Below are 24,578 nucleotides of genomic sequence, written 5' to 3'. Positions count from 1 at the left end.
GAGTTCAGAGTGTAGGAGATGCCCGAAAATGAGCATGTAAAAATCAGTGCACATTATTGGGGCGCGCCGGTCCCTGTAGAAGCCGGCTTGCCGGCGATGGGGCCCTCGAATCCTGCGGTAATCTGGCGGACGTTATCGCTGGTAAGCCTGCGCCTGCAAGGAGCGGGTCAGGTCAGGAGGTCTTGCAGCGTGGCGAGATTGTCGGCGTCGTCGACAGACTTGTCCTGCCGCCAACGCAGCATTCGCGGAAACCGCACCGCAATCCCGCTCTTGTGGCGCTTGGACAGCGCGATGCCTTCAAAGCCCAACTCGAACACCATGCTCGGCGTCACGCTGCTGACCGGGCCGAATTTCTCCACCGTGGTTTTGCGCACAATCGCGTCGACCTTGCGCATTTCTTCGTCAGTCAGCCCCGAGTAAGCCTTGGCGAATGGCACCAAAGTACGTTCGCTGCCGGGCGGGCCGTCCCAGACGGCGAAGGTGTAGTCGCTGTACAGGCTGGCGCGTCGGCCGTGGCCGCGCTGGGCGTAGATCAACACCGCGTCGACGCTGAACGGGTCGACTTTCCACTTCCACCACAGCCCCATATCTTTGGTGCGGCCCACGCCATAGAGGCCTTTGCGATCCTTGAGCATCATGCCTTCCACACCGAGTTCGCGAGAGGCTTCACGTTGTTCGGCCAAATCGGCCCACGTTGCGCCGGTCAGCACGGGCGAGGGCCGCAACACGGGCTGGTTGCACTGGGCGATGATGCGCTCAAGCTGGGCGCGACGTTCGGCCTGGATATGGTTGCGCCAGTCCTCGCCCTGGTGTTCCAGCAGGTCGTAGGCCAGTACTGCAACCGGCGCATCGTCGAGGATTTTTTTGCTCAGGGTCTTGCGGCCAATACGCTGTTGCAGCAGCGCGAAAGGTTGCACCGATTCCTTCCAGACCACGATTTCGCCGTCGATCACCGTGCCATCCGGCAGGCCATGCAGCAGGCTGTGGAGTTCAGGGAAACGGTCGGTCACCAGTTCTTCGCCACGTGACCATATCCACAGGCGACCCTCACGTTTGACCAGTTGCGCGCGGATGCCGTCCCACTTCCATTCCACCTGCCAATCGGCGGGCGCACCGAGCAGGGCGTTGAATTGCTCCGCCGGTTGCGACAACCCATGGGCGAGAAAAAACGGATACGGCTGTCCGCCGCGTTGCGCATGTTCGTCGCACGATTCGGCGGCGATCAGCTTGAGGTAGCCTTCGGCTGTCGGCCGGTTGGACAAGTCGGTATAGCCCACCAACCGTTGTGCCACGCGCTTGCTGTCGAGGCCCGCCATGGCAGCGAGGGCACGGGTAACCAACAATTTGGACACGCCCACGCGGAAACTGCCGGTGATCAGCTTGATGCACACCATCAGGCTCGGCTGGTCCAGTTGCGCCCATAACGCCGGTAGGCGCTCGGCCAAATCTTGAGGCGAGAGACCACGCAGGGGCAGGAGTTTTTCTTCCAGCCACACGGCCAGTCCATCCTCAGAGGTGTAGGTCGATTCGGGTAATAGCAGCGAAATCGTCTCGGCCAGGTCGCCCACCGATTGGTAGCTTTCTTCGAACAGCCACGGCTCGATGCCGCAGGCTTCGGTGGCCATGTCGCGCAGCAGGCGGGTCGGCACCAGTTGCCGGGGGCGCCCGCCGGAGAGGAAATACACCGCCCAGGCCGCGTCTTCCGGTGGTGCTTGCAGAAAGTAGGCTTGCAAGGCCGCGAGCTTGGCGTTGCTGGAGGTGGTGGCGTCGAGGTTGGCGTACAGCTCGGCGAAGGCTTTCATGCGGTGGCCTCCTCTTCGTCATCGCCGTATTCGGTGGTGAAACCCTGGGCATCCAGGCCTTTTTCCCGCAGGTGGCGCACTAATACACCGACTGAACCATGGGTCACCATCACCCGTTCGGCGCCGGTTTGCTCGATGGCCCACAACAGACCGGGCCAATCGGCGTGGTCCGACAGCACAAAGCCACGGTCTACACCACGCCGTCGCCGCGTGCCGCGCAGGCGCATCCAGCCGCTGGCAAAAGCATCGCTGTAGTCGCCGAAGCGGCGCATCCAGGTGCTGCCACCGGCGGAGGGTGGCGCGATAATCAGCGCTTGGCGCAGCAGCGGGTCGTTCTTCTGGACGTCACCGGCGTAGAGGGTTTCGGGAATGTAGATGCCGGCTTCGCGGTACACCCGGTTCAACGGTTCGACCGCACCGTGGCTGAGGATCGGGCCGATGCTCGCGTCGATGCCATGCAGGATGCGCTGGGCCTTGCCGAAGGAATAGCAGAACAACACGCTGGCCTTGCCGGCGGCGATATTGCCCTGCCACCAGTCATTGATCCCGGCAAAAATCTGCGCCTGGGGCTGCCAACGGTAGATCGGCAGGCCGAAGGTGGATTCGGTGATAAAGGTGTGGCATCGCACCGGCTCGAACGGCGCGCAAGTGCCATCGGGCTCGACCTTGTAATCACCTGACGCCACCCATACCTCGCCCTGGTATTCCAGGCGCACCTGGGCCGAACCGAGCACATGCCCGGCTGGATGAAAGCTCAGTTTCACGCCGTGATGCACCACCTGTTCGCCATAAGCCAGGGTTTGCAGGTTGATGTCCTGGCCCAGGCGCGAGCGCAGGATGCCTTCGCCGGGGGCGGCGGCCAGGTAGTGTTGATTGCCGGTGCGGGCATGATCGCCGTGGGCGTGGGTGATGACCGAACGCTCCACTGGGCGCCACGGGTCGATGTAGAAATCTCCGGCGGGGCAATAGAGGCCTTCGGGGCGGGCGATGACGAGGTCCATGGGCGTGCCGGGGGCGATGGGCTTATCAGGTAGGAGGCGGGGGCGGGGCGAGAAGTTCGATTAACTGCGGTGTGGCGAGCAGGCCGTTGTGGCGAGCGGGCTTGCCCCGCGTTGGGCTGCGCAGCAGCCCCAAAACCCAAGACCGCGTTTTGTCTGAATCAACGCGGTGAATGTCCTGGGGCTGCTGCGCAGCCCAACGCGGGGCAAGCCCGCTCGCCACAGAAAGCCCATCAACCGAAGGTTATTTACCGGGCGTCAGGGTCAACCGGGTTTTCCCGTACACCTTCTCAAAGTTCTGCGGCTGCATCGGGAAGCTCAGGTATTGCGCCTTGAGCGACGGGTCGATGCCATTCGCATAGTTAGGGCTGGCCGGGTTGCCGGACTGGCCGATGCCACCCTGGCCCGTCATCGGTTCCGCCTGGCCGAAGTCGACGATCATGCGCAGCGCCGATACCTGAGTGGTGTTGAAATCCTGGCCCCAGCTGTAAGGCGCCGGGTTCAAGGTGTTGTGATCGCCACCTGAAGCCAGTGGGCCACGAATCACCTGGCCATTGGTGTTTTTCCAGGTGGTGCTGTGCAGTTTGCCCCACTGCCAGGCCTTGTGATCGGCGCCCAGTTGGCTGTCGCCGGCCGTGATCGCGGCGGCCAGGCTGCGGGCGAGGATCGTCGGTTTGTCTTCTTTTTGTGCGGTGCGCACGTCGTCCCAGAACGGGCTGTCTTCGCGGCCCAGCAGGTGATCGGCCTGGGCGGCGTAGGACAAACTCGCGTTGCTGACAAAAGCTTTCCAGCTCGCGCTGTTTTCCGGACCGAGTTCGTCGAGGAAGACCTGCTTGGTGCTTTCCTGCAGGAACAACTCATAGATAGCAGCGTCGGCGGACGTCGACATGAGGCGGCCATCGAAGGCCATCAGGCGATTCAGCGCTTCACGTGCCTTGGGCTGTTCGGTCGCCGGCAACGCGTCAATTGCCTGTTTCAGCGGCTGGGCCATGCCTGGCGCCTGGAACATGGTCTTGAGTTTGGCGGCGAAGGTGGTGGTCTGGTCGTACTGCATGGCGATCATGCTGCGCCCGTCATGCTTGCCGGCATTCGCCAGTTGCGCCAGGCGCTCGCTGCGCTCCGGTGCATCCCAGGAGTTGGACAACTGCATGCCATAACCGCGTGGCGCGGTGCGCTGGTTGGCGGTGCCGATCCAGCCTTGGGCCGGGTCCTGGTCATACGGGTGCAGCATCGCGTCGGCGTAGCCGTCCCAATCAAAGCGCGCATCCCAGCCCGGCGAGGGCAGCAGGCCTTCGCCTTCGCGACGGTTGGGGAAGCGGCCGGTGACCTGCCAGCCAATATTGCTGGCGTCGGCGAAGACCATGTTCAAGGCGATGGCGCGAATCTCGCGGGTCGCGTCCGACGCCTTGCCGGCGTTTTGCGCACGGGACAGGTCGAAGAACGCGTCCAGGCTCTTGTCGTCTTTGAAATCGGCAGTTTGCAGGGCCAGGCCAAAACCGCTGGTCAGGGCCTGGCTGCTGTTGAGCAGGGCGCCGTGACGGGTTTCGTACACCACTTCGCGAATCGAGCGTTGGCCTTTGACGAAGAAGGTTTCGTTACGCACCCCCGCCGGTAGCCATTTTCCGTTGTTCTCGTAGTAAAGCGCGCTGCCTTGGCGTTTGACCTTTTCCAGGAACAGGTCCTGGGTGTCGCCCTTGACCGTGCTCATGCTCCACGCCACTTTGCCGTTGAAGCCGGACAACAGGGTTGGCAGGCCGGCAATCGAGGCGCCGACGGCCTGATATTTCGGGGCACGAATCTGTACGTAATTCCACGGCGACGGCGCTTGTGGCTGCGCCGCGAGGTCATTGGCCAACAGGCTTTTGCCGGTGCGGCTGCGTTGTGGGCCGATCGCCCAGTTGCTTGAGGTGGTCACCGCCAGCGAATTGAGGCTGCTCAGTTGCTGGCTGACCGAGTCCAGCCCGGCCAGGCCGGTGATCTGGCTCAGGTTCACGCCCTTGAGCTTTTCGGCTTCGGCCAGGGGAATCGGCTCGTCGGGCGCGCTCGGGGTGAGCCAGGCGAGTTTGTCGACGCCGACTTTTTGTGCGAGCACCAGGGACGCCAGTTCCTCCTGCAGGTTGGCCGACTCGCTGAAATTCAGCAGGCAGAACAACAGCGCCGAATCTTCGGGCTTCCAGTACTCGGGCTTGTAGCCGGTCTGGGCCAGGTCCGGCGGCAGCTTGTCGCGGTAGCGGAACAGGTAGGCGTTGACGCCGCGCGCATACACTTCAAAGAAGCGCTTGAGGCGCGGTGAGGACGCGTTATACAGCTCGCCGGCGCTTTTCTTGAGGTTGACTGCGCGCATGAAACGATCGACATCCAGCACTTCTGGCCCGGACATTTCCGCCAGACGGCCCTGAGCCAGCAGGCGCAGGGTGACCATTTGGGTGATGCGGTCGCTGGCGTGTACATAGCCGAGGCTGAACAGCGCGTCGTGGAAGGTGTTGCTTTCGATCAGCGGCATGCCCTGGGTATTGCGACGTATCGACACATTCTGTGCGAGGCCTTTGATCGGCTGTACGCCGGCAACGGGAGGCAAGGTGTCCTGGGTGCTCTGGAGCTGGCAACCGGCCAGGCTTAATGCACTGGCCACTGCCGCGGCAACGCCGAACCGGGGAAGAAAATGTGAGAGGGCTGGCGAGGCCATGGCAAAGCTCCTGCGGGGGGTAGCGTCAGTAAAGGCGCTACGTTAGTGAGCGCGGCGAAACGACGCAAGCGGGAGGCCATGCTTATTTGTCGCTGATCGTTCCCACTCGCAACAAAGGAATGCATCCTGTGACGCTCTGCATCACAACTTTATGAGCAGACGCGGAGCGTCCAGGGCGGCATTCCTTTGCTGCGCGTGGGAACGATCATTAAGGGCTCAGGGTTTGGGTGGGTTTACTTTTTGCACAAGCTCGTACGCCCGTACCGTCGCCGGCCGGTCCTTGATGCTGTTGAACCAGCGCTGCACGTGTGGGAAATCTTCCAGACGCTGGCTCTGCCACTTGTGGGAAACGATCCACGGGTAGATCGCCATGTCGGCAATGCTGTATGCCTCGCCCGCCACGAACGCACGGTCTGCCAAACGCCGGTCCAGCACGCCGTAGAGACGCGCGGTTTCATCCACGTAGCGCTTGATCGCGTAGGGAATTTTCTCCGGTGCGAACTGGCTGAAGTGATGATTCTGACCCGCCATCGGCCCCAATCCGCCCATCTGCCAGAACAGCCATTGCAGCGCTTCCTGACGACCGCGCAGGTCTTCGGGAATGAACTGGCCGGTTTTTTCCGCGAGGTACAGCAGGATCGCGCCTGATTCAAACAGCGAAATCGGTGCGCCGCCGTCGGTCGGGTGCTGGTCAACGATGGCCGGGATGCGGTTGTTGGGAGCGATCTTCAGGAAGTCCGGCTTGAACTGGTCGCCCTGGCCGATATTGATCGGGTGCACCTTATAGGGCAGGCCGGCTTCTTCCAGGAACAGCGATACTTTGTGACCGTTGGGGGTAGTCCAGTAATACAGGTCGATCATGAAGCTCTCCAAATGAGCGAATGCCTGTAGGTATAGGTGACGTTTGCAGGCCGAAAATTCAATGAAATATTTGGGCCTAACGTTAGAAGCGTTTCACACAGCTCCTGCACGGAGCGGGCGCATGAAGGGCCGTTGAGCTTGAGTCATCGGGAGAGTGCAGGCTTGGAGGTGCGACGGGTGTTTCAACGCAAGCCATGAGCCTGAAACAAAGACTGTTTGATCGTTCCACGCGCAGCAAAGTAAATGCTGCCCCGGACGCTCCGCGTCCCGCTCTGAAGTCGTGACGCGGAGCGTCACAGGATTCATTCCCACGCACAGCGTGGGAACGATCAGGCGGGGGAGCGGCTTACGCCCCGTGGCACTTCTTGAATTTCTTTTCACTGCCGCATGGGCAAGGATCGTTGCGGCCGACGTCCTTCATGGCGTTACGCACTGGCTCTTGGTGAGCGTGGCCGCAGTTCGGGCCGTGGACATGGCCGTGGTCGTGATCATCATGGTGATCGTGATCGTGATCGTGATCGTGGTTGCAGTCAGGACCATGGACATGGGGTTGCTGAGTCATCGATGTCGCTCCGGAATAAAATCGCCGGGGATTATCTCGCCATTGTGGGCCACCTGCACGTCATTACCGATGAATAATCCGGTTTTCAGCTCGCCGTCCAGGCGGTAAGGCACGGGCTGGTCGGGATTTTTCAGCATCTGCACCACATCGCGTATCTGCGGCCAGAGGTTGGTGCGCACCGACACCCTGAAAAAGGCATGGCTGCGTGGCGCCACGGTGAGCCATTCATTGGACTCGCCTTCGGTCAGCACAAAGTCGCCCAAGGTGACCTTGTAGATCAGGCCGCGCACGGTCAGGTCCGCGTCGTCGCGGTTGTCCACGCGAAAATACAGTTTGAATTTCTGCTCCAGCAACTTGGCCCGCACCACTTCGACCTTTACCAGGGAAACGTGGGGCGGGGGCGAATCGTCTTCGAACCACGAGGCGCAGCCCGACAGGCCGAGGGTCAACGCCAGCATCAAGCTGTATATCCGTAGCATGGCGTTTTTCCTGTCGTGATTAGAGGTAGCTGGAACAACACTTCTTGAATTTTTGCCCGCTGCCACACAGGCACGCATCGTTGCGCCCCGCCTTCACTTCCACCGTTGGGTCGATGAAGTACCAGCGCCCGTCATTCTGTACGAAAGAAGACTGTTCTCGGTGGCTGTGCTCGCCGGTGCTGTCGTGCCAGCGTGCGGTGAAGGTCACGAACGCATGTTCCGGCTGGCCGCCGAACACCTCGGAGCTTTCCACCTCAAGGCCGAGCCAGGTGCTTTGGGCGCTCCAGGTGCCGATGGCGTCGCGGTCCAGGCCGGCCTGTTGCGCGGGCAGCGTGGTGGCCACCAGGTAATCGACCAGGCCCAGCACATAGGCGCTGTAGCGCGAGCGCATCAGCGCAGTGGCACAGGGCGCAGGATGGCCTGCGTGATAATGGCCGCAGCAGGCATCCAGCAGGTTGCCACTGCCGCAGGGGCAAATGGATGTACTCATCGTGTTACCACCAATACTTGCCGAAGTTTTCCGGGTTGGCCCAGAAGCGGGCGTTGAGCCAGTCCGGCACCTGTTTATAGTCAAGCAGATCATAGGTAAACAGCGTCAGAACCTGCTCGTCGCGCTGGAAGCGCTCGCTGGCTTGCAGGGCCAGGGAGAAAAAGTCGGTGTCCTTCCAGCCGCAGGCGGCCAGGTCCACCAGCGCCGCAATGCGGCTGGCGTTGAGGTTGCGAATGCCACCGAGAAGGGTCAGGCCTTGTGGTTTTGACAGGTGTTCCAGGCAGTCGACCACCAGCGCCAGGTCAAAACGCTGCGCCGCCAGTTCCGCCGGCAACGCTCCAGGCGTCGCGACGGACACCTGGGTTTGCGGATGCGCCGCTTTGAACGCATCCAGTGCCGGGAACTGACTGGCACCCAACAGCAACAGGCGTTTGGGCTGGTGCAAATCGAGCAAGGCAGCCAAGGCTTGCTGGGGCGTACGGGAAGAAATACCAGCGATCATCAGAGATCCTCACATCAGGACCCTAGAGACTAACGCGGCTGAGCGTGCGGGCCTAGAGCGGGCGCCTGAGAAAAGTCCTACAAGTGCGGTCATCCTCAATGAATACGGGGGCGTGGCGTAGTGGCGCAGTTGAAAAGAGCAGTCTTTACTCCACCTGTCGGCCCCCGCCGATCCCCCCAGGAGAAATCAGATGAGCATCATGCGGACAGCTCTACCCTTGGTTCTGCTAACCGGAGTATTGACAGGTTGCGCAGGCTTGCAAAAAACCGATTGGCCCACCTGCGCCGCCGTTGGCGGTGTGACCGGTGCGGCGATTGGCGCGACTGAAAGCTCGGCCTACGCAGGCTATGGCGCATTGCTGATCGGCGGTATGGCCGGCGCCTATTGCTGGGTGCATGGCGACGGCGACGAAGACGGCGATGGCGTGCCGGACAGCCGCGACAAGTGCCCGGGCACTCCGAAAGGCGTGCAGGTCGATGCCAATGGTTGCCCGCCTGCGCCTGTAGCGGCGGTGGTTGAGGAGGTGGTCGTGGTCAAGGAAGAAACCATCGTGATTCGCGATGTGCACTTCCAGTTCGACTCGGCCAAGCTGACGGCGGCGGACAAAACCAAGCTCGACACCATCGCCACCCGCTTGAAGCAGGAAGCCCCTACCGCGCAACTGCGGGTCAGTGGCCATACCGACAGCGTCGGCAAAGACGCCTACAACCAGAAACTCTCGGAAAAACGCGCGCATTCGGTGACTGATTACCTGATCGGCTCAGGCGTGCCTCGCAGTAACTTTGTGTCGGTGACTGGCGCAGGCGAAAGCCACCCGGTAGCCGACAATAAAACCGCTGAAGGGCGTGCCTTGAACCGCCGTACGGAGATCCAGATCAACCGCTGAAGCCCTTGCCCCTGTGGAATCCACAGGGGCATTGTTGGCGATCCTCGCTGAACCTGCGCCTTTCTCAAGTTTTTTGATCCTTCACTGGCATATCGCCGGTAGAAGTCGTTACTGTGCGTCCAAAGAAAAATTTGAAATAAGTCAGGAGCCCCATGATGCGTAAGGTTTTTCTGTTGGCCCTGTTGGTCAGCCCCATTGCCCTGGCCCAGAGCGTCAGTGTCGAAACCAATTCGTTGATGCGCTTGCCCAGCAGCACCAGCGTATTGCAACTCGAACGCCTGGACGTGGGGGACTACGGCACTTTGCTGATCCCGGCCACGATCAGCCAGGTGACAGTGGATGAACTGCACCTGGGGCGCGAAGCGCGCATCACCATCGTCCCCGGCAACACCGCGCTGCAGTTGCAGGTACGCAATGCGCAACTGGAACACGGCAGCCAGATCACCTCGCGCGGCGCTCCCGGCACCCATGAAAAACCGGCCAGGGCCGGGCGTGATCTCACGTTGCGGATTAATGCCCTGACCGCTGAACAGTTGTCGGTCGATGCCCGTGGTGGCGCCGGTGCCCAAGGCTATGCGGGCCTGGACGGCGCCAACGGAGAAGACCCGGGTTGCACCTGGGGTTCGGCCGGGCGCGGGGCCAATGGCGACAACGGCGGCGATGGCCTGCCGGGTGCAGCGGGTGCGCAAGTACGCGTTGAGTTGCCGCAGAAATTCCCGGCTGAACAGATCAAGGTCTGGGTGGATGGCGGGGCGGGCGGCTTGGCTGGCACGGCAGGCAAGCCGGGTAAAGGTGGGCAGTCCAAGGGCTGCCTGGTGTACCGCGCCGATGGTGGCGAAAAGGGCCGAGCAGGGTTGGAAGGGCAACCGGGGCCGGTAGGGCCTGCGGGCTCTGTGACAATCCAGCGGCTTTGAGTCGTCTGATCTGACGCCATCGGGAGCAAGCCCCCTCCCACATTTGGAATGCATTCCAAATGTGGGAGGGGGCTTGCTCCCGATGGCGGACTAAAGGTCGCTTCAGAACATCGGCCGACCCGACGCAATCGCCACTACCACCATCCCCACAATCAGGTTGATCCCCACCAGCTTGCGGATCTGCCCCAGAGCAGCCGCGCCCGCTGGCCAATCTTCAGCCGCCACCGCCGCTCGCAGTTCCGGGAACTTCAACGCCTGGATACGGATAAACAGCGCCGTCATCACCACATACAAACCCATCATCACCTGCACGTAACGTGGCGCGGTCTCAAAACCGCTGAAGCGCAGTTGCAGCAGGCCCACACCGCTGATCGGCAAAACCAGCACCGCCACCCAGACCCACACGAAAAAACGTTGAAACACATTCGCCCACAGCTTGAGTCGGGGAGGGCCCTCAAGTGCCGTCATTGCGGCGGGCCGCAGGATCATCCAGGCGAAAAACATACCGCCGACCCAGATCAGGGCGGCCAGTACATGCAGGGTGTAAACGAGGCTAAACACGGTCATTGAAATACTCCGTTCTGCGCGGGATTAATTAGCGGGGTATGATAGCGGCCGATCCGAACCACTGAAAATTTATCCAGCGTTTTTTGCGCCCGACTATCCATGATCAGCACTGAACTCAAAACCACGATCCAGGGCGCCTATTCGCGTTTTCTCGAAGCCAAGAGCTTGAAACCGCGGTACGGCCAGCGCCTGATGATCGCCGAAGTGGCCAAGGTCCTCGGGGATATCGACACCGATGACGAAGGCCGGCGCAGCGGCGACCCCGCGATCGTGGCCGTCGAAGCCGGGACCGGTACCGGCAAGACCGTGGCCTACAGCCTGGCGGCGATCCCCACTGCCAAGGCCGCCGGCAAGCGTCTGGTGATCGCCACCGCTACCGTGGCCCTGCAAGAGCAGATCGTCTACAAAGACTTGCCCGACCTGATGCGCAACAGCGGCCTGAGCTTCACCTTCGCCCTGGCCAAGGGCCGTGGCCGCTATATGTGCCTGTCCAAGCTCGACGTACTGTTGCAGGAAGGCCACGCGCAAACTGCCACGGCGTCGCTGTTTGAAGAAGAAGGCTTCAAGATCGAAGTCGATGAAGTCAGCCAGAAGCTGTTTACCAGCATGATCGAGAAACTGGCTGGCAATAAGTGGGACGGCGACCGCGACAGCTGGCCCACCGCCCTGGAAGATTCCGATTGGGCGCGCCTGACCACCGACCACAGCCAGTGCACCAACCGCCATTGCCCGAACTTCGGCCAGTGCGCCTTCTACAAGGCCCGCGAAGGCATGGGCAAGGTTGACGTGATCGTCACCAACCACGACATGGTGCTGGCTGACCTGGCCCTGGGCGGCGGCGCAGTGCTGCCGGACCCGCGCGACACCCTCTACGTGTTCGACGAAGGCCACCACCTGCCCGACAAGGCCATCGGCCACTTCGCCCACTACACACGCTTGCGCTCCACCGCCGACTGGCTGGAGACCACCGCCAAGAACCTCACCAAACTGCTGGCCCAGCACCCGCTGCCGGGCGACCTGGGCAAACTGATCGAACAGGTGCCGGAGCTGGCGCGGGAGATCAAGACCCAGCAGCAATTCATGTTCAGTGCCTGTGAGCAAGTCGCCGACTTCAAGCCCGGCGAAGACGTGGAAGGCCGTGAGCGGCCGCGGCATCGTTTTGTCGGCGGGTTGATCCCCGAGCACATGCGCGAAATGGGCATCGAGCTGAAAAAGGGCTTTTCACGCCTGACCGACCTGTTTACCCGCCTCACCGACTTGCTCAAAGAGGGCATGGACGGTGAGGTCAACATCGGCATCGCGAGCAATCAGGCCGAGGAATGGTACCCGCTGTTCGGCAGCCTGTTGTCCCGTTCCCAGGGCAACTGGGAGTTGTGGACCGCTTTTACCGTCGAAGACCCGGAAGACAACCCGCCCATGGCCCGTTGGCTGACCCTGTCGGAAAGCGGCGCGCTGTTTGATATCGAGGTCAACGCCAGCCCGATCCTCGCCGCCGAAATGCTGCGCCGCAACCTGTGGAACGTGGCCTATGGCTGCCTGGTGACGTCCGCCACGCTGACCGCCCTCGGTACCTTCGATCGCTTCCGCATGCGTGCCGGCCTGCCGAAAAAAGCCGTCACCGCCGTGGTGCCCAGCCCGTTCCATCATGCCGATGCAGGCGTGCTGCGCGTGCCGGACCTCAAGGCCGACCCCCGCGACGCACCGGCCCACACGGCGGCGATCATCCGTGACCTGCCGTCATTGGTGGAGGGTTCGCGCGGCACGTTGGTGTTGTTTTCCTCGCGCAAGCAGATGCAGGACGTGTTCGACGGCCTGGACCGCGACTGGCGCAAACAGGTGTTTATCCAGGGCAACCTGTCCAAGCAGGAAACCCTGAACAAACACAAGGCGCGGGTCGACGGCGGGGATTCCAGCGTGCTGTTCGGCCTGGCGAGCTTCGCCGAAGGTGTGGACTTGCCGGGTGCCTATTGCGAACACGTGGTGATCGCCAAGATCCCGTTCTCGGTGCCGGATGATCCGGTCGAGGCCGCCCTGGCCGAATGGATCGAAGCCCGTGGCGGTAATCCGTTCATGGAAATCTCTGTGCCGGACGCTTCCCTGAAGCTGGTGCAGGCCTGCGGTCGCTTGCTGCGCACCGAGGAAGACCGGGGCACCATCACCTTGCTTGATCGCCGCCTGGTCACCCAGCGCTATGGCAAAGCTATCCTTAATGCTTTGCCGCCTTTCAGGCGCGAAATTTCTTAAGCCACCGTGGGCGAATTCGCCCACTTCGTGGTCTATCTCACTGCTATCGATTTGTGTCATCAGGCCATTCACCGGCCGTTTGGGAGAACCTTGCTCGTATGATTCGCACGCTGCCCGCCCTTTTTGCCCTGCTGTTTGCTGCGCCCTTGATGGCCGCGCCTGCCGGGCAACAAACGCTGTTCAACTTCGTCCGGCCTGCCGATGTGGTCAAGGTGGCGACCCAGGACGCCAGCTTGCCGCAATACAACGCCGAACAAACCCCGGAAGGTGAGGTGCTGCGCCGCATTACGTTCAACCCGGCGGCCGAGCCGAGCCTGGTGCTCAGCCCGCAAACCGGTGCCTGGGACTGGTCGCAGTCCAGCGCCATGAGCCTGCGTATCCAAAGCGCCATGGATTGGGCGCTGACCCTCTACGTTAAGGTGCAGAGCACGGACGGCAAGACCCTGGTCAGCCGCATCGACCTGCCGGCCGGCCCGGCCCAGACGTTGCTGATCCCGCTGCAAGCCAACTCGCCCTTGAGCCAAGGCATGAAGGCCGGCCCGCCGATGCCGGTCACCGTGGACGGCCAGCGCGTATTGCTGGCCAGCAGCGCCGGGGAAGTCGACCGCAGCCAGGTGGTGTCGGTAACTCTTTCGATGATCAAGCCTAATGTCGCCCAAAGCATCCTGCTGGAGCGCTTCGGCGTGCAGGACAGCGAGCCGGTGCTCAAGGCGGCCTACAGCGAACTGGTCGATGCCTACGGGCAATCCACCCGTGCACGCTGGCCGGAAAAAGTCAGTAGCGATGAGCAACTCAAGGCTGCCGCCAACAAGGAACAGCAGCAGCTCAAGGGCTGGCTGGCCGAGCGCGACAAATCTTCGCTGGATCAATACGGTGGCTGGAACAAGGGCCCGGCGTTCGACGCGAGCGGCTTTTTCCGCACCGAGAAGCGTGACGGCCGCTGGTATTTGGTGACGCCGCAGGGGCATCCGTTCTACTCCCTGGGCGTCAACACCGTGGCCCCGGACAACAACCAGACCTACGTGAGCGGCCGTGAGTGGATGTTCGCAGCGTTGCCCAAGGCCGGCGAACCCTTCGACAAGTACTACGGCAGCGGCGATCACCGCACGGGCAACGGCGCGGGCGAAGGTCGCAGCTTTGGTGCAGGGCGTTGGTACGATTTCTACGGCGCCAATTTGCAGCGCACCTATGGCTCTGAAGGTTTCGACCAGAAACGCTGGGTGACCCACACTCTGGACCGCCTGCAAGCCTGGGGTTTCAACACCGTGGGCAACTGGAGCGCCCCGGATCTGGCCACCGCTGATCGCGTGCCGTACACCTTGCCGCTGTCGATCGTCGGCGATTACGCCAGCATCAGCACCGGCACCGACTGGTGGGGCGGCATGCCCGACCCGTTCGACCCGCGCTTCGCGATGGCCACCGAGCGTGCCGTGGCCATCGCCGCCCGCGATCACCGCGACGACCCGTGGTTGATCGGTTTTTTTGCCGAAAACGAACTGGCCTGGGCCGGCCCGGGTGATGATCCAAAGTCCCGCTACGCCTTGGCCTACGGCACTCTGCGCATGACCACCGACGTACCGGCCAAGCGCGCATTCCTTAAGCAACTGCGCGACAAGTACCGTAACGAAGAGGGCCTGTCTAAAGCCTGGGGCATCCAATTGGCGGGCTGGGAACTGATGGAAGACCCAGGCTTCGAGCCGCCGATGCCCAACCCCGAGCACCCGGAAATCGAAGCTGACTTCAAATATTTTCAAAAGACCTTCGCCGACGCCTACTTCAAGACCATCGCCGATTCGCTGAAGTGGCACGCGCCCAACCAGTTGCTGCTGGGTGGCCGCTATGCCGTGAGCACGCCGGAAGCCGTGGCGTCCTGCGCGCAGTATTGCGACGTGCTGAGCTTCAACATGTACACCCTCAAGCCTCAGGACGGTTATGACTTCGCCGCCTTGCGCGCGCTGGACAAGCCGGTGCTGATCACCGAATTCAACTTCGGTTCGGCAGACCGTGGTCCGTTCTGGGGCGGCGTGACGCAACTGGCCCGGGAAGAAGAGCGTAGCGCGGCGTACGCCACCTTCCTCAAGCAGGCCATGGCTGAGCCTTCGATTGTCGGTGTGCACTGGTTCCAGTACCTGGATCAGCCGGTGACCGGGCGTCTGCTGGACGGTGAAAACGGCCACTTCGGCCTGGTCGGCATTACCGATGTGCCATTCCAGGGGTTTGTCGACAGCGTGCGTAAAAGCAACCTGGCGGCGGTCGACCAACTGGGCAAGGAGGCCGAAAAGGCCAAGGCAGCCAGCGCGGCGCATGCCGGTGAAGGCGGCAAACCGGGGCATGCAGGCAAAGGCGCGGGGCAGGGCGCTGGACACGCCGGTGGGCACGCCGGAAATGGGCATTGATTCGGCGTTGACGGGTTCACAAATCCCACAATGACTGGAATAATGTCGGCCACTTTTTACAGCGTTATCCGAGGGGGCTTAGGTGCAGGTTCAGGGTCATTACGAGCTCCAGTTCGAAGCGGTACGTGAAGGGTTTGCCGCATTGTTCGATGACCCGCAGGAGCGTGGTGCCGGGCTCTGCATCCAGATCGGCGGTGAAACCGTCGTCGACCTGTGGGCCGGTACCGCCGACAAGGACGGTGCCGAGGCCTGGCACAGCGACACCATTGTCAACCTGTTCTCCTGCACCAAGACCTTTACCGCTGTCACGGCCCTGCAACTGGTGGCCGAGGGCAAGCTGCAACTGGATGCCCCCGTGGCCAAGTACTGGCCGGAATTTGCGGCGGCGGGGAAGGAAGCCATCACCCTGCGCCAATTACTCTGCCACCAGGCCGGGTTGCCGGCCATCCGCGAGATGCTGCCCGCCGAGGCCCTGTATGACTGGCAATTGATGGTCGACACCCTGGCGGCCGAGGCCCCGTGGTGGACGCCGGGCCAAGGCCATGGCTACGAGGCGATCACCTATGGCTGGTTGGTCGGGGAATTGCTGCGGCGCGCCGATGGGCGCGGGCCGGGTGAGTCCATCGTGGCGCGTGTTGCGCGGCCGCTGGGGCTGGACTTCCATGTTGGCCTGGCCGATGAAGAGTTTTATCGTGTTGCCCATATAGCGCGCAGCAAAGGCAATATGGGCGATGAAGCCGCAAAACGTTTACTGCAAGTAATGATGCGTGAACCTGCGGCCATGACTACACGAGCATTTGCCAATCCACCGTCTATTCTGACCAGCACTAATAAACCTGAATGGCGACGCATGCAGCAGCCAGCGGCAAATGGTCACGGTAATGCGCGCAGCCTGGCAGGCTTTTATAGCGGCTTATTGGACGGTAGTTTGCTGGAAGCGGACATGCTCGAACAATTGACCCGTGAACACAGTATCGGGCCGGATAAAACCTTATTGACCCAAACCCGTTTCGGGTTGGGCTGCATGTTGGATCAACCGCAACTGCCCAACGCAACCTTTGGCCTTGGCCCGCGTGCGTTTGGCCACCCTGGTGCCGGTGGTTCTGTGGGGTTCGCCGACCCGGAACATGATGTAGCCTTCGGTTTTGTGACTAATACCCTGGGGCCGTATGTACTTATGGACCCGCGTGCGCAGAAGTTGGTCAGAATATTGGCCGGTTGTCTGTAAAGCGCTTGCTGTTTCACGTTTTTTTGTTACAAAGGCAAGTATAAGAAGGCGCTGAGCGAAATATTGTAACTTTAATGTTCTGGAAGCGTCTGTTTAACGGGTCATTCAGACCCCCGGTTTTTTTCTCATTTTGTGGATATCTCATGTTATCGAACAAGTCCTTGGCACTGGTGCTGTGCCTCACTATTACTGGCTGCGCACAAACACCACAAAATGATGCCGAAGGCGGACATTGGTGGTCATTTGGATCTGATAAAGCGGCTACCAAGGACGCCGTGACCCAAACCGACGCCAAGCCAGATGCCAAACCTGCCGCCGGCGCCAAGGCCGCTGCGCCTGCCGCTGCCGCTCCAGCGCCTGCCCCGGTAGCCAAGGCCGACACCGGCTCCAGCTGGTGGCCGTTCGCGTCCAAGAGCGCCGACGAAAAAGCCGCTGATGCCAAGGCCGCCGACTTGAAAGCCGACCTCAAGGCAGCCACCCCTAAATCGGACGCCGCCCCCGTTGTCGCTAAAGCTGACACCGAAACCCACTGGTGGTGGCCGTTCGAAAGCAAGCCAAAGCCATTGGCCAAGGTCGACGTGACCAACGTGCCGATGCCTGACCCGAAAATCACCCAGGCCTGGTTGGATGACTATGAGCCGCGTCTGCGTGCCGCGATCAAGGACAGCAACCTGCAACTGGAACGTCGTGACAACGTATTGGTCGTGATCGCCCCGGTAGACGGTTCCTACAACCCGAAACGCCCGGCGATGTTGTTGCCGGTTACCTTGGGCCCTTTCACCCGCGTCGCCAAGGCCGTTGAAGCGGATCCAAAAACCGCCGTACTGGTCCTGGGCCACGTTGATGCCACTGGCGCTGCCCCTGCCAGCCAGGCGCTGACCAAAGAGCGTGCGCAGTCCATCGCCTCGATTTTCAGCCTCAGCGGCCTCAAGCAAGACCGCCTGATGCTGCGCGGCATGGGCGACCTGATGCCGCGTGCTGCCAACGACAGCAACCAGGGCCGTGCGCTGAACCGTCGCATGGAAATCATGTTCACTCAGCGTACAACCATGTTGGCCCTGCTGAGTAAGTACAACTCGGGCAAGACGCCACCTGTGGCTGAAATGGTTGCCGTGCAGAACGTTCCAGCACCGGCACCGGCCGCCAAGGCTCCGGCGAAAAAAGCGCCAGCTGCCAAGAAAGCCGCCGCCAAGCCAGCCGCCAAAAAAGCTCCGGCCAAGCCAGCTGCGAAGAAACCCGCGCCGGCCAAGGCCAAGGCCGCTACCCCGGCTGCGAACGACCAGGCGAAAAACTGATCCGTTGAACCAGAAGGATAGAGCCGCATGACCCAGGCACTGGCCGATATGCGCCGTGACTACACACGGGACGGTTTGAGCGAGGCCCAGGCCCCGGGCGAGCCGTTTACGTTGTTCCACCAGTGGTTTGGCGAGGCGGTGAAAACCGAGCAGCCGCCGGTGGAAGCCAATGCCATGACTCTGGCCACGGTCGACCCGGACGGTCGCCCGCATTGCCGCATCCTGCTGCTCAAGGGCCTGGATGCTCAGGGCTTTACCTTCTTCACCAACTATCAGAGCGCCAAGGGCGAACAGCTCGCGGCGCGGCCTTTCGCGGCCATGACCTTCTTCTGGCCGACCCTGGAGCGCCAGGTGCGCATCGAGGGTCGGGTGGTCAAGGTCACGCCCGAGGAGTCGGATGCGTATTACCAGGTGCGTCCGTTAGGCAGCCGTCTGGGCGCGTGGGCTTCCCCGCAAAGCCAGGTCATTCGTGATCGTGAGGAGCTGCAGGATCTGCTCAAGGCCACCGAGCAACGCTTCAGCGACACCCAGCCCGACTGCCCCGAACATTGGGGTGGGTATCGCCTGCTGCCTGAGCGCATCGAGTTCTGGCAAGGTCGCGCCAGCCGCCTGCATGATCGTCTGAACTATCGCCTGCAAGGGGCCGAATGGACGCGAGAGCGCCTGGCGCCTTGAGCTGGACCTTTCGTCACCTCACCTGAATGTTGCCCGTCACCGCGAAGTCTCTAGTCGAGAGGCCTCGCGGTGTACTGCTGCGCAGCGTTTTTCAACCATTCCGGTAGATCCCGTCGCTTGACCTTCAACGTGCGGGCCTTCGCCAGCTGTTGCAGCATAAAGTCACGCTTATGCGGGTCGTTGCTTGCCAGGGACAGCGCCAGGTCGCGGGCTATCCAGCGTCTGATGCGCACGTATAGCCAGCCATGGAAATACAGGCCGGCTGCGGTAGTGACTACAATGATGAAATAATCCATGAAGGTCCTGGTGACGAGAAGAGTGTTACCGTTCGTCGAATTTTCTGCTTCGGGCAGTCTGTACTGAGGCTGAATGAAAGCAATTTTCTGCCGGGCTTGCCGTGACAGGCGTCAAGCTGCAGCGTTTAATGAACACCTGTCCTTTGGAGTTGATTCTATGCGTAAGTCCGTTTTACTAGTTGCCTGCTTTACCACCCTGTCGTTGTTGCTGGGTGGCTGCGCCTCGAGTCTGACCGGCGACTCGTACTCCCGTGACGAAGCGCGTCGTGTACAGACCGTTCGCATGGGCACCATCGAATCCCTGCGTCCGGTGAAAATCGAAGGCACCAAGACTCCAATCGGTGGCGCAGCCGGCGCAGTCATTGGCGGCGTTGGCGGCAGCGCAATCGGCGGCGGCCGTGGCAGCATCGTCACCGCAGTCATCGGCGCCGTTGCTGGCGGCCTGCTGGGCTCGGCCACCGAAGAAGGCCTGACCCGCACCCAAGGCGTGGAAATCACCGTTCGCGAAGACGACGGCAGCATGCGTGCTTACGTGCAGGCGGTGCAGGAAAATGAAATCTTCCGCATCGGCGACCGCGTGCGCATCATGACGGTTGATGGCACCAGCCGCGTTACTCGTTAAACGTAAAGCTGCGAACAAAGAAAAACCCCAATCGGGTGACCGATTGGGGTTTTTTGTGAGCGGTGATTCAGCGAGTCAGGCTTTTTTGCGACTCGCCATCGCCGTCACCGCATACCCAATACATGCAGCCAATATCGACCCGGTCAGAATCCCCATTCGATCCTCCCCGGCAAATTCGCTGGCGCCCGGCACAAACGCCAGGGAGCCGACAAACAGGCTCATGGTGAAGCCGATGCCGCAGAGGATCGCCACCCCGAACACCTGGCCCCAGTTGGCGCCGCTCGGCAAGGCCGCCATGCCCGTCTTGATGGCGAGCCAGGTGAGGCCGAACACGCCGACGGTCTTACCGATCAACAGGCCTGCGGCGATGCCCAGGGGTACGTGATGGGTGAAGCTCTCGAGGCTGACACCCGTCAGGGACACACCTGCGTTGGCGAACGCGAACAGCGGCAGGATGGCGTAGGCCACCCATGGATGCAGCGCGTGTTCCAGGGTCAGCAGGGGCGAGGGTTCGGCATTTTTGGTGCGCAGCGGAATGCAGAACGCCAGGGTCACCCCGGCCAGGGTAGCGTGGACACCGCTCTTGAGTACGCAAACCCACAGGATCAGGCCCAGGATCAAGTACGGCCCGAGCTTGACTACGCCAAGTCGGTTCATCGCAATCAAGGCAATCAGGCAGGCCCCCGCGCCGGCCAGGGCGGCACCGGACAGGTCGGCGGAATAGAACACGGCGATGACGATGATTGCACCGAGGTCATCGATGATAGCCAGGGTCATCAGGAACAGTTTCAGCGATACCGGCACGCGTTTGCCCAGCAGTGCCAGGACGCCGAGGGCGAAGGCAATGTCGGTGGCCATGGGGATCGCCCAGCCGGACAGCGCGGCGGGGTAGTCCTTGTTGATCGCCCAGTAGATCAGCGCCGGTACGACCATGCCGCCGATGGCTGCAGCGCCAGGCAGTACGACTTGCGAGGGCTTGGACAGGTGGCCGTCGAGCAACTCGCGCTTGACCTCCAGGCCGATCAGCAAAAAGAACAAGGCCATCAGGCCATCGTTGATCCACAAGAGCGCGGGCTTGGCGATTTTCAGTGCGCCAATCTGCGCCACTACCGGCACGTCGAGAAATGCGCCGTAGAGGTGCGACAACGGTGAGTTGTTGATGATCAACGCCAAGGCGGCAGCGGCGATCAACAACAGGCCGCTGGCGGCTTCCAGCTGAAAGAAACGGGTGAAAGTGCTACGCAGAGGCAAGGGATGCTCTCCAATCAAGGTTCAATAGGGGCGTACCCTAACCCGTACCGTTAGTTGTTAAAACAAAAGTTATATTCTTATTTGTTATAAGAAACAGGGTCAGGTGGCGTTGCGCCAAAGCCTAGCAATTGTGTGTCCAATTGAGTCGTTACTGTATCTGTGTGCAGTGTAGGAAACATCCTAAGATTGGCGCTGAAATCCTTAGAGACCCCCCTCATGAGCGACCAACGTCCTTGGGCCCGCGAAGCCATTCGTATCATTGAAGCGGACTTCCAGCGCAGCGCTGACACGCATCTGATCCCCTTGCCGCTGCCAGGCTTGCCGGGTATCGAGCTGTACTTCAAGGACGAGTCCAGCCACCCCACCGGCAGCCTGAAACATCGGCTGGCCCGTTCGCTGTTTCTGTATGCGCTGTGCAATGGCTGGCTGAAGCCGGGCGCGCCGGTGATCGAAGCGTCCAGCGGTTCGACGGCCATTTCGGAAGCCTACTTCGCGGGCTTGCTCGGCGTGCCGTTTATCGCGGTGATGCCGGCTTCCACGTCCCAGGAAAAGATCGCCCAAATCGCCTTCTATGGCGGCAAGAGTCATTTGGTACAGGATCCGACGCAGATCTACGCCGAATCCGAACGTCTGGCGAAGGAAAGCGGTGGCCACTTCATGGACCAGTTCACCTACGCCGAACGGGCTACCGACTGGCGGGCGAACAACAACATCGCCGAATCGATCTTCCAGCAGATGCGCTTCGAACATTACCCGGAGCCGAGCTGGTTGATTTCCAGCCCTGGTACCGGCGGCACCACCGCGACCCTCGGGCGTTATGTGCGTTATCGCCAGCATTGCACCCGGGTGTTATGCGCCGATGCCGAGCGCTCGGTATTTTTTGACTACTACCTCAGTGGCGACGCCAGCCTGCGCCTTGACTGCGGCTCGCGGATCGAAGGCATCGGCCGGCCACGGGTCGAGGCATCGTTTTTACCCAAGGTGATTGATGCGATGGTCAAGGTGCCGGACGCGCTGTCGCTGGCGGCCATGCATTACCTGGCCGAGCGGCTGGGGCGGCGTGTTGGCGGTTCCAGTGGGACCAACCTGATTGGCGCGCTGGTGGCGGCGCAGCAGATGAAAGCGGCGGGGGAGTCGGGCTCGATCGTGGCGATCTTGTGTGATGGCGGCGAACGTTACGCAACCACTTACTACGATCAGGCGTGGCTGACGGCGCAGGGGTATGTGCTGGAAGGCTTGATCGCGGCCGTTGCGGCGAGTGTGGAACAGGGCGAGCCTTTACCGGACAGCATCCTTCGCGCGAACATTTGAACCTGTAGGAGCCCGGCTTGCCGGCGATGGCGATCTTGATGACGCCATCGCCGGCAAGCCGTGCTCCTACGGTGTGATGTATCAGGCTTCGATGCCGAGCATATCCCGCGCCAACGCCTCGGCAATCCGAATCCCGTCAACACCTGCCGACAGAATCCCGCCCGCATAACCGGCGCCTTCACCGGCCGGGAACAGGCCTTTGACGTTCAAGCTTTGCATTGATTCGTTACGGGTAATCCGCAGCGGCGACGAGGTGCGCGTCTCGATGCCGGTCAACACAGCATCGTGCAGCGAATAGCCCTTGATCTGCTTCTCGAATGCCGGCAGTGCTTCACGGATGGCTTCAATGGCAAAGTCCGGCAAAGCCAGGGACAGGTCGCCCAACGCCACGCCCGGCTTGTAGGACGGTTCCACACTGCCGATGGCGGTGGACGGCTTACCGGCGATGAAGTCACCTACAAGCTGCGCCGGTGCCTCGTAGTTACTGCCGCCGAGGATGTAGGCGTGGGACTCAAGGCGTTCCTGCAATTCGATTCCGGCCAGCGGGCCACCCGGGTAATCCACCTCAGGGGTGATGCCGACCACGATGCCGGAGTTGGCATTGCGCTCGTTACGCGAGTATTGGCTCATGCCGTTGGTTACCACGCGATTCGGCTCGGAGGTGGCAGCCACCACGGTGCCACCCGGGCACATGCAGAAGCTGTAGACCGAACGGCCGTTCTTGGCGTGGTGCACCAGTTTGTAGTCGGCCGCCCCGAGTTTCGGGTGCCCGGCGTATTTGCCCAGGCGCGCGGCGTCAATCAGCGACTGCGGGTGTTCAATGCGGAAGCCCACCGAGAACGGCTTGGCCTCCATGTACACACCACGGCCGTGGAGCATGCGGAAGGTGTCGCGGGCGCTGTGGCCCAGGGCAAGGATCACGTGCTTGGACAGGATCTGTTCGCCGCCGTCGATGACCACGCCGTTCAGTTGGCCGTCTTCGATCAGCACGTCGGTCACCCGTTGTTCGAAGCGCACTTCACCGCCCAGGGCGATGATTTGCTGGCGCATGTTTTCCACTACGCCAGTCAGACGGAAGGTGCCGATGTGCGGTTTGCTGACGTAGAGGATCTCGTCCGGCGCACCCGCTTTGACAAATTCGTGCAGCACTTTGCGGCCGTGGAATTTCGGGTCCTTGATCTGGCTGTAGAGCTTGCCGTCGGAAAAAGTCCCGGCGCCGCCTTCACCGAACTGTACGTTGGACTCAGGGTTGAGCACATTTTTGCGCCACAGGCCCCAGGTGTCCTTGGTGCGCTGGCGCACTTCGCGGCCACGCTCGAGGATGATCGGCTTGAAGCCCATCTGCGCGAGCAACAGCCCGGCGAAGATGCCGCACGGCCCGAAACCGACGACGATCGGCCGTTCGACCAGACCTTCCGGTGCCTGGCCCACCACCTTGTAGCTGACGTCCGGCGCCGGGTTGACGTTGCGGTCATCGGCGAACTTGAGCAGCAGGGCGGCTTCGCCCTTCACCTCCAGGTCGACGGTGTAGATGAAGCACAGCTCCGACGATTTCTTGCGGGCGTCGTAGCTGCGCTTGAACAGGGTGAAATCGAGCAGGTCATCACTGGCGATGCCCAGGCGCTGCACGATGGCAGGCCGCAGGTCTTCTTCGGGATGGTCGATGGGCAGCTTGAGTTCGGTGATTCGTAACATGACAGGATCCGGTAGGCGGCGGGCAAAGAGGCCGGCTGTTTTGCAAACCGGCGATTATAAGCCCCAATGACAGTTTCCCGTCATGCTAAAACAGCGCAGTGCTGAATCAGTCGTCCCGCGAGCCGCCAAATGCCGCACAACCACGCTGAACCTGGCCGTTGACCCGCAATTCGGCGCTCATGTGCTGCAGGCTGCCGCTGACGCTGTCGATACAGCGTTGCGGGGCGACCCACAGTTCGATGTGCTGGTTATTGGCTTCGGTCATCAGGTTGAAACGGCCGTCACCCAATTGCTCTTCCACATAAGGCACTGCAAGGGGCGGTTGGCCTTCACGCTCCAGCACCATGCCCTTGGTGGTGACGTTCATCGCCCAGGCCGGCTTGTGGCCGTTGGCGCGCAGGGTCATGCGTTTGAAGTCCGGGTCGTCGCAGGCGGAGGTCGAGCGTTCTACGCGATAGAGTTGCTGCAGGTCTACGGTGCCTTGGGTGCCGCTGGCCACGCCGGAGAACTTGCCACGCAAGTCGGCAAACAGCGCGCCTTGCTGGCCGGCCAGGGAGGCGGCCTCTTGCAGGATGCTGGTGCCGCCGGTGTCGTTGACCACGTAGTTGCGTTGGTCGTTGCACGGCTGGAACAGCAGCTTCCCGCCGACCGCCGTGAGTTCACCCTGCATACGCGTCAGCCCCGCGGTAGACGGCTTGGCCGGCTCGCTTTCGAACACCTGGCAGGCGGTGAACAGGGGTAACAAGGCAAACAGGGCTAGGGTACGGACGGCACGCATTTTTCGGGTCTCCAGGCAAGTGCCGCCACGTTACGCAGAC

22 protein-coding genes are annotated in these 24,578 nt (G+C 61.6%); 9 read left to right on the top strand and 13 right to left on the bottom strand.

Annotation, left to right across the window (positions count from 1 at the left end):
- Positions 1-167 precede the first annotated feature (167 nt).
- From ACR52_RS01800 to ACR52_RS01770, 8 genes are all read right to left on the bottom strand, one after another.
- The gene (locus ACR52_RS01800) at positions 168-1,802 is read right to left on the bottom strand and encodes an ATP-dependent DNA ligase (protein ID WP_048719821.1); all 1,635 of its coding nucleotides are present in this window, start codon (positions 1,800-1,802) and stop codon (positions 168-170) included.
- Positions 1,799-2,803 carry a ligase-associated DNA damage response exonuclease gene (locus ACR52_RS01795; RefSeq protein WP_048719819.1) on the bottom strand — a complete coding sequence of 335 codons (1,005 nt, stop codon included), beginning with the start codon at positions 2,801-2,803 and terminating at the stop codon, positions 1,799-1,801. Before ACR52_RS01795 ends, ACR52_RS01800 begins: the two co-directional genes overlap by 4 nt.
- 241 nt (positions 2,804-3,044) lie before the next feature.
- Entirely contained in the window at positions 3,045-5,486 is a 2,442-nt protein-coding gene (locus ACR52_RS01790; protein ID WP_048719817.1) for a penicillin acylase family protein, read from the bottom strand.
- 216 nt (positions 5,487-5,702) lie between these two features.
- Positions 5,703-6,347, bottom strand: a complete 645-nt coding sequence (locus tag ACR52_RS01785) for a glutathione S-transferase N-terminal domain-containing protein (RefSeq protein WP_048719815.1) — start codon at positions 6,345-6,347, stop codon at positions 5,703-5,705.
- A 346-nt stretch (positions 6,348-6,693) separates the two neighbouring features.
- Positions 6,694-6,909 (bottom strand): SEC-C metal-binding domain-containing protein, encoded by a 216-nt coding sequence (locus tag ACR52_RS29010; protein WP_082143078.1) that lies wholly within the window; start codon positions 6,907-6,909, stop codon positions 6,694-6,696.
- Positions 6,906-7,388 carry an LEA type 2 family protein gene (locus tag ACR52_RS01780; RefSeq protein ID WP_048719813.1) on the bottom strand — a complete coding sequence of 161 codons (483 nt, stop codon included), beginning with the start codon at positions 7,386-7,388 and terminating at the stop codon, positions 6,906-6,908. Before ACR52_RS01780 ends, ACR52_RS29010 begins: the two co-directional genes overlap by 4 nt.
- A gap of 19 nt (positions 7,389-7,407) precedes the next feature.
- A complete protein-coding gene (locus ACR52_RS01775) occupies positions 7,408-7,878 on the bottom strand; it encodes a YchJ family protein (RefSeq protein ID WP_048719811.1) in 471 nt (156 codons plus the stop codon).
- Between the two features lie 4 nt (positions 7,879-7,882).
- Complete coding sequence (locus ACR52_RS01770; RefSeq protein ID WP_048719809.1) at positions 7,883-8,380, bottom strand: DUF6231 family protein; 498 nt, start codon at positions 8,378-8,380, stop codon at positions 7,883-7,885.
- Between the two features lie 190 nt (positions 8,381-8,570).
- On the opposite strand from ACR52_RS01770, the gene ACR52_RS01765 reads away from it, so the two are divergent.
- The gene (locus ACR52_RS01765) at positions 8,571-9,266 is read left to right on the top strand and encodes an OmpA family protein (protein ID WP_048719808.1); all 696 of its coding nucleotides are present in this window, start codon (positions 8,571-8,573) and stop codon (positions 9,264-9,266) included.
- Positions 9,267-9,421: 155 nt separating this feature from the next.
- Entirely contained in the window at positions 9,422-10,180 is a 759-nt protein-coding gene (locus ACR52_RS01760) for a hypothetical protein (protein WP_048719805.1), read from the top strand.
- A 102-nt stretch (positions 10,181-10,282) separates the two neighbouring features.
- Here the strand turns inward: ACR52_RS01760 and ACR52_RS01755 are convergent, their stop codons facing one another.
- Positions 10,283-10,747 carry a CopD family protein gene (locus tag ACR52_RS01755; protein WP_048719803.1) on the bottom strand — a complete coding sequence of 155 codons (465 nt, stop codon included), beginning with the start codon at positions 10,745-10,747 and terminating at the stop codon, positions 10,283-10,285.
- A gap of 99 nt (positions 10,748-10,846) precedes the next feature.
- Between ACR52_RS01755 and dinG the strand changes: the two genes are divergently transcribed.
- From dinG to pdxH, 5 genes are all read left to right on the top strand, one after another.
- Complete coding sequence (gene dinG / locus ACR52_RS01750; RefSeq protein WP_048719801.1) at positions 10,847-12,991, top strand: ATP-dependent DNA helicase DinG; 2,145 nt, start codon at positions 10,847-10,849, stop codon at positions 12,989-12,991.
- Positions 12,992-13,089: 98 nt separating this feature from the next.
- The gene (locus ACR52_RS01745; protein ID WP_048719799.1) at positions 13,090-15,387 is read left to right on the top strand and encodes a beta-galactosidase; all 2,298 of its coding nucleotides are present in this window, start codon (positions 13,090-13,092) and stop codon (positions 15,385-15,387) included.
- Between the two features lie 82 nt (positions 15,388-15,469).
- Positions 15,470-16,615, top strand: a complete 1,146-nt coding sequence (locus ACR52_RS01740) for a serine hydrolase domain-containing protein (RefSeq protein WP_048719798.1) — start codon at positions 15,470-15,472, stop codon at positions 16,613-16,615.
- 143 nt (positions 16,616-16,758) lie between these two features.
- Positions 16,759-17,910 (top strand): OmpA family protein, encoded by a 1,152-nt coding sequence (locus ACR52_RS01735; RefSeq protein WP_048719797.1) that lies wholly within the window; start codon positions 16,759-16,761, stop codon positions 17,908-17,910.
- A 27-nt stretch (positions 17,911-17,937) separates the two neighbouring features.
- A complete protein-coding gene (pdxH, locus tag ACR52_RS01730; protein WP_048719795.1) occupies positions 17,938-18,585 on the top strand; it encodes a pyridoxamine 5'-phosphate oxidase in 648 nt (215 codons plus the stop codon).
- A gap of 50 nt (positions 18,586-18,635) precedes the next feature.
- Here pdxH and ACR52_RS01725 read toward each other — a convergent pair whose 3' ends face one another.
- Entirely contained in the window at positions 18,636-18,881 is a 246-nt protein-coding gene (locus ACR52_RS01725; RefSeq protein WP_048719793.1) for a hypothetical protein, read from the bottom strand.
- Positions 18,882-19,038: 157 nt separating this feature from the next.
- On the opposite strand from ACR52_RS01725, the gene ACR52_RS01720 reads away from it, so the two are divergent.
- Positions 19,039-19,503 carry an outer membrane lipoprotein gene (locus ACR52_RS01720; RefSeq protein WP_003189251.1) on the top strand — a complete coding sequence of 155 codons (465 nt, stop codon included), beginning with the start codon at positions 19,039-19,041 and terminating at the stop codon, positions 19,501-19,503.
- A gap of 75 nt (positions 19,504-19,578) precedes the next feature.
- Here ACR52_RS01720 and nhaA read toward each other — a convergent pair whose 3' ends face one another.
- Positions 19,579-20,754 carry a Na+/H+ antiporter NhaA gene (gene nhaA / locus ACR52_RS01715; RefSeq protein WP_048719784.1) on the bottom strand — a complete coding sequence of 392 codons (1,176 nt, stop codon included), beginning with the start codon at positions 20,752-20,754 and terminating at the stop codon, positions 19,579-19,581.
- A gap of 216 nt (positions 20,755-20,970) precedes the next feature.
- On the opposite strand from nhaA, the gene ACR52_RS01710 reads away from it, so the two are divergent.
- Positions 20,971-22,065 (top strand): PLP-dependent cysteine synthase family protein, encoded by a 1,095-nt coding sequence (locus ACR52_RS01710; RefSeq protein ID WP_048719782.1) that lies wholly within the window; start codon positions 20,971-20,973, stop codon positions 22,063-22,065.
- A gap of 81 nt (positions 22,066-22,146) precedes the next feature.
- Here ACR52_RS01710 and ACR52_RS01705 read toward each other — a convergent pair whose 3' ends face one another.
- Positions 22,147-23,760: an NAD(P)/FAD-dependent oxidoreductase gene (locus ACR52_RS01705; protein ID WP_048719780.1), complete on the bottom strand. Its 1,614-nt coding sequence runs from the start codon at positions 23,758-23,760 to the stop codon at positions 22,147-22,149.
- Between the two features lie 106 nt (positions 23,761-23,866).
- Positions 23,867-24,538 (bottom strand): COG3650 family protein, encoded by a 672-nt coding sequence (locus ACR52_RS01700; protein WP_048719778.1) that lies wholly within the window; start codon positions 24,536-24,538, stop codon positions 23,867-23,869.
- Positions 24,539-24,578 lie beyond the last annotated feature (40 nt).

It is taken from the genome of Pseudomonas fildesensis (assembly GCF_001050345.1).
GTDB classification, from domain to species: Bacteria; Pseudomonadota; Gammaproteobacteria; order Pseudomonadales; family Pseudomonadaceae; genus Aquipseudomonas; species Aquipseudomonas fildesensis.
Note: the sequence above shows the minus strand (reverse complement) of the source record. Positions and strands in the feature narration are given on the sequence as shown.

Coding starts and splice junctions, on each gene's coding strand:
- ACR52_RS01790 (WP_048719817.1), bottom strand. CDS start 5,486: ATGGCCTCGCCAGCCCTCTCACATTTTCTTCCCCGGTTCGGCGTTGCC.
- ACR52_RS01700 (WP_048719778.1), bottom strand. CDS start 24,538: ATGCGTGCCGTCCGTACCCTAGCCCTGTTTGCCTTGTTACCCCTGTTC.
- ACR52_RS01710 (WP_048719782.1), top strand. CDS start 20,971: ATGAGCGACCAACGTCCTTGGGCCCGCGAAGCCATTCGTATCATTGAA.
- ACR52_RS01770 (WP_048719809.1), bottom strand. CDS start 8,380: ATGATCGCTGGTATTTCTTCCCGTACGCCCCAGCAAGCCTTGGCTGCC.
- ACR52_RS01795 (WP_048719819.1), bottom strand. CDS start 2,803: ATGGACCTCGTCATCGCCCGCCCCGAAGGCCTCTATTGCCCCGCCGGA.
- ACR52_RS01755 (WP_048719803.1), bottom strand. CDS start 10,747: ATGACCGTGTTTAGCCTCGTTTACACCCTGCATGTACTGGCCGCCCTG.
- ACR52_RS01735 (WP_048719797.1), top strand. CDS start 16,759: ATGTTATCGAACAAGTCCTTGGCACTGGTGCTGTGCCTCACTATTACT.
- ACR52_RS01760 (WP_048719805.1), top strand. CDS start 9,422: ATGCGTAAGGTTTTTCTGTTGGCCCTGTTGGTCAGCCCCATTGCCCTG.
- ACR52_RS01745 (WP_048719799.1), top strand. CDS start 13,090: ATGATTCGCACGCTGCCCGCCCTTTTTGCCCTGCTGTTTGCTGCGCCC.
- ACR52_RS01765 (WP_048719808.1), top strand. CDS start 8,571: ATGAGCATCATGCGGACAGCTCTACCCTTGGTTCTGCTAACCGGAGTA.
- ACR52_RS01785 (WP_048719815.1), bottom strand. CDS start 6,347: ATGATCGACCTGTATTACTGGACTACCCCCAACGGTCACAAAGTATCG.
- dinG (WP_048719801.1), top strand. CDS start 10,847: ATGATCAGCACTGAACTCAAAACCACGATCCAGGGCGCCTATTCGCGT.
- ACR52_RS29010 (WP_082143078.1), bottom strand. CDS start 6,909: ATGACTCAGCAACCCCATGTCCATGGTCCTGACTGCAACCACGATCAC.
- ACR52_RS01800 (WP_048719821.1), bottom strand. CDS start 1,802: ATGAAAGCCTTCGCCGAGCTGTACGCCAACCTCGACGCCACCACCTCC.
- ACR52_RS01725 (WP_048719793.1), bottom strand. CDS start 18,881: ATGGATTATTTCATCATTGTAGTCACTACCGCAGCCGGCCTGTATTTC.
- pdxH (WP_048719795.1), top strand. CDS start 17,938: ATGACCCAGGCACTGGCCGATATGCGCCGTGACTACACACGGGACGGT.
- ACR52_RS01705 (WP_048719780.1), bottom strand. CDS start 23,760: ATGTTACGAATCACCGAACTCAAGCTGCCCATCGACCATCCCGAAGAA.
- ACR52_RS01775 (WP_048719811.1), bottom strand. CDS start 7,878: ATGAGTACATCCATTTGCCCCTGCGGCAGTGGCAACCTGCTGGATGCC.
- ACR52_RS01720 (WP_003189251.1), top strand. CDS start 19,039: ATGCGTAAGTCCGTTTTACTAGTTGCCTGCTTTACCACCCTGTCGTTG.
- ACR52_RS01780 (WP_048719813.1), bottom strand. CDS start 7,388: ATGCTACGGATATACAGCTTGATGCTGGCGTTGACCCTCGGCCTGTCG.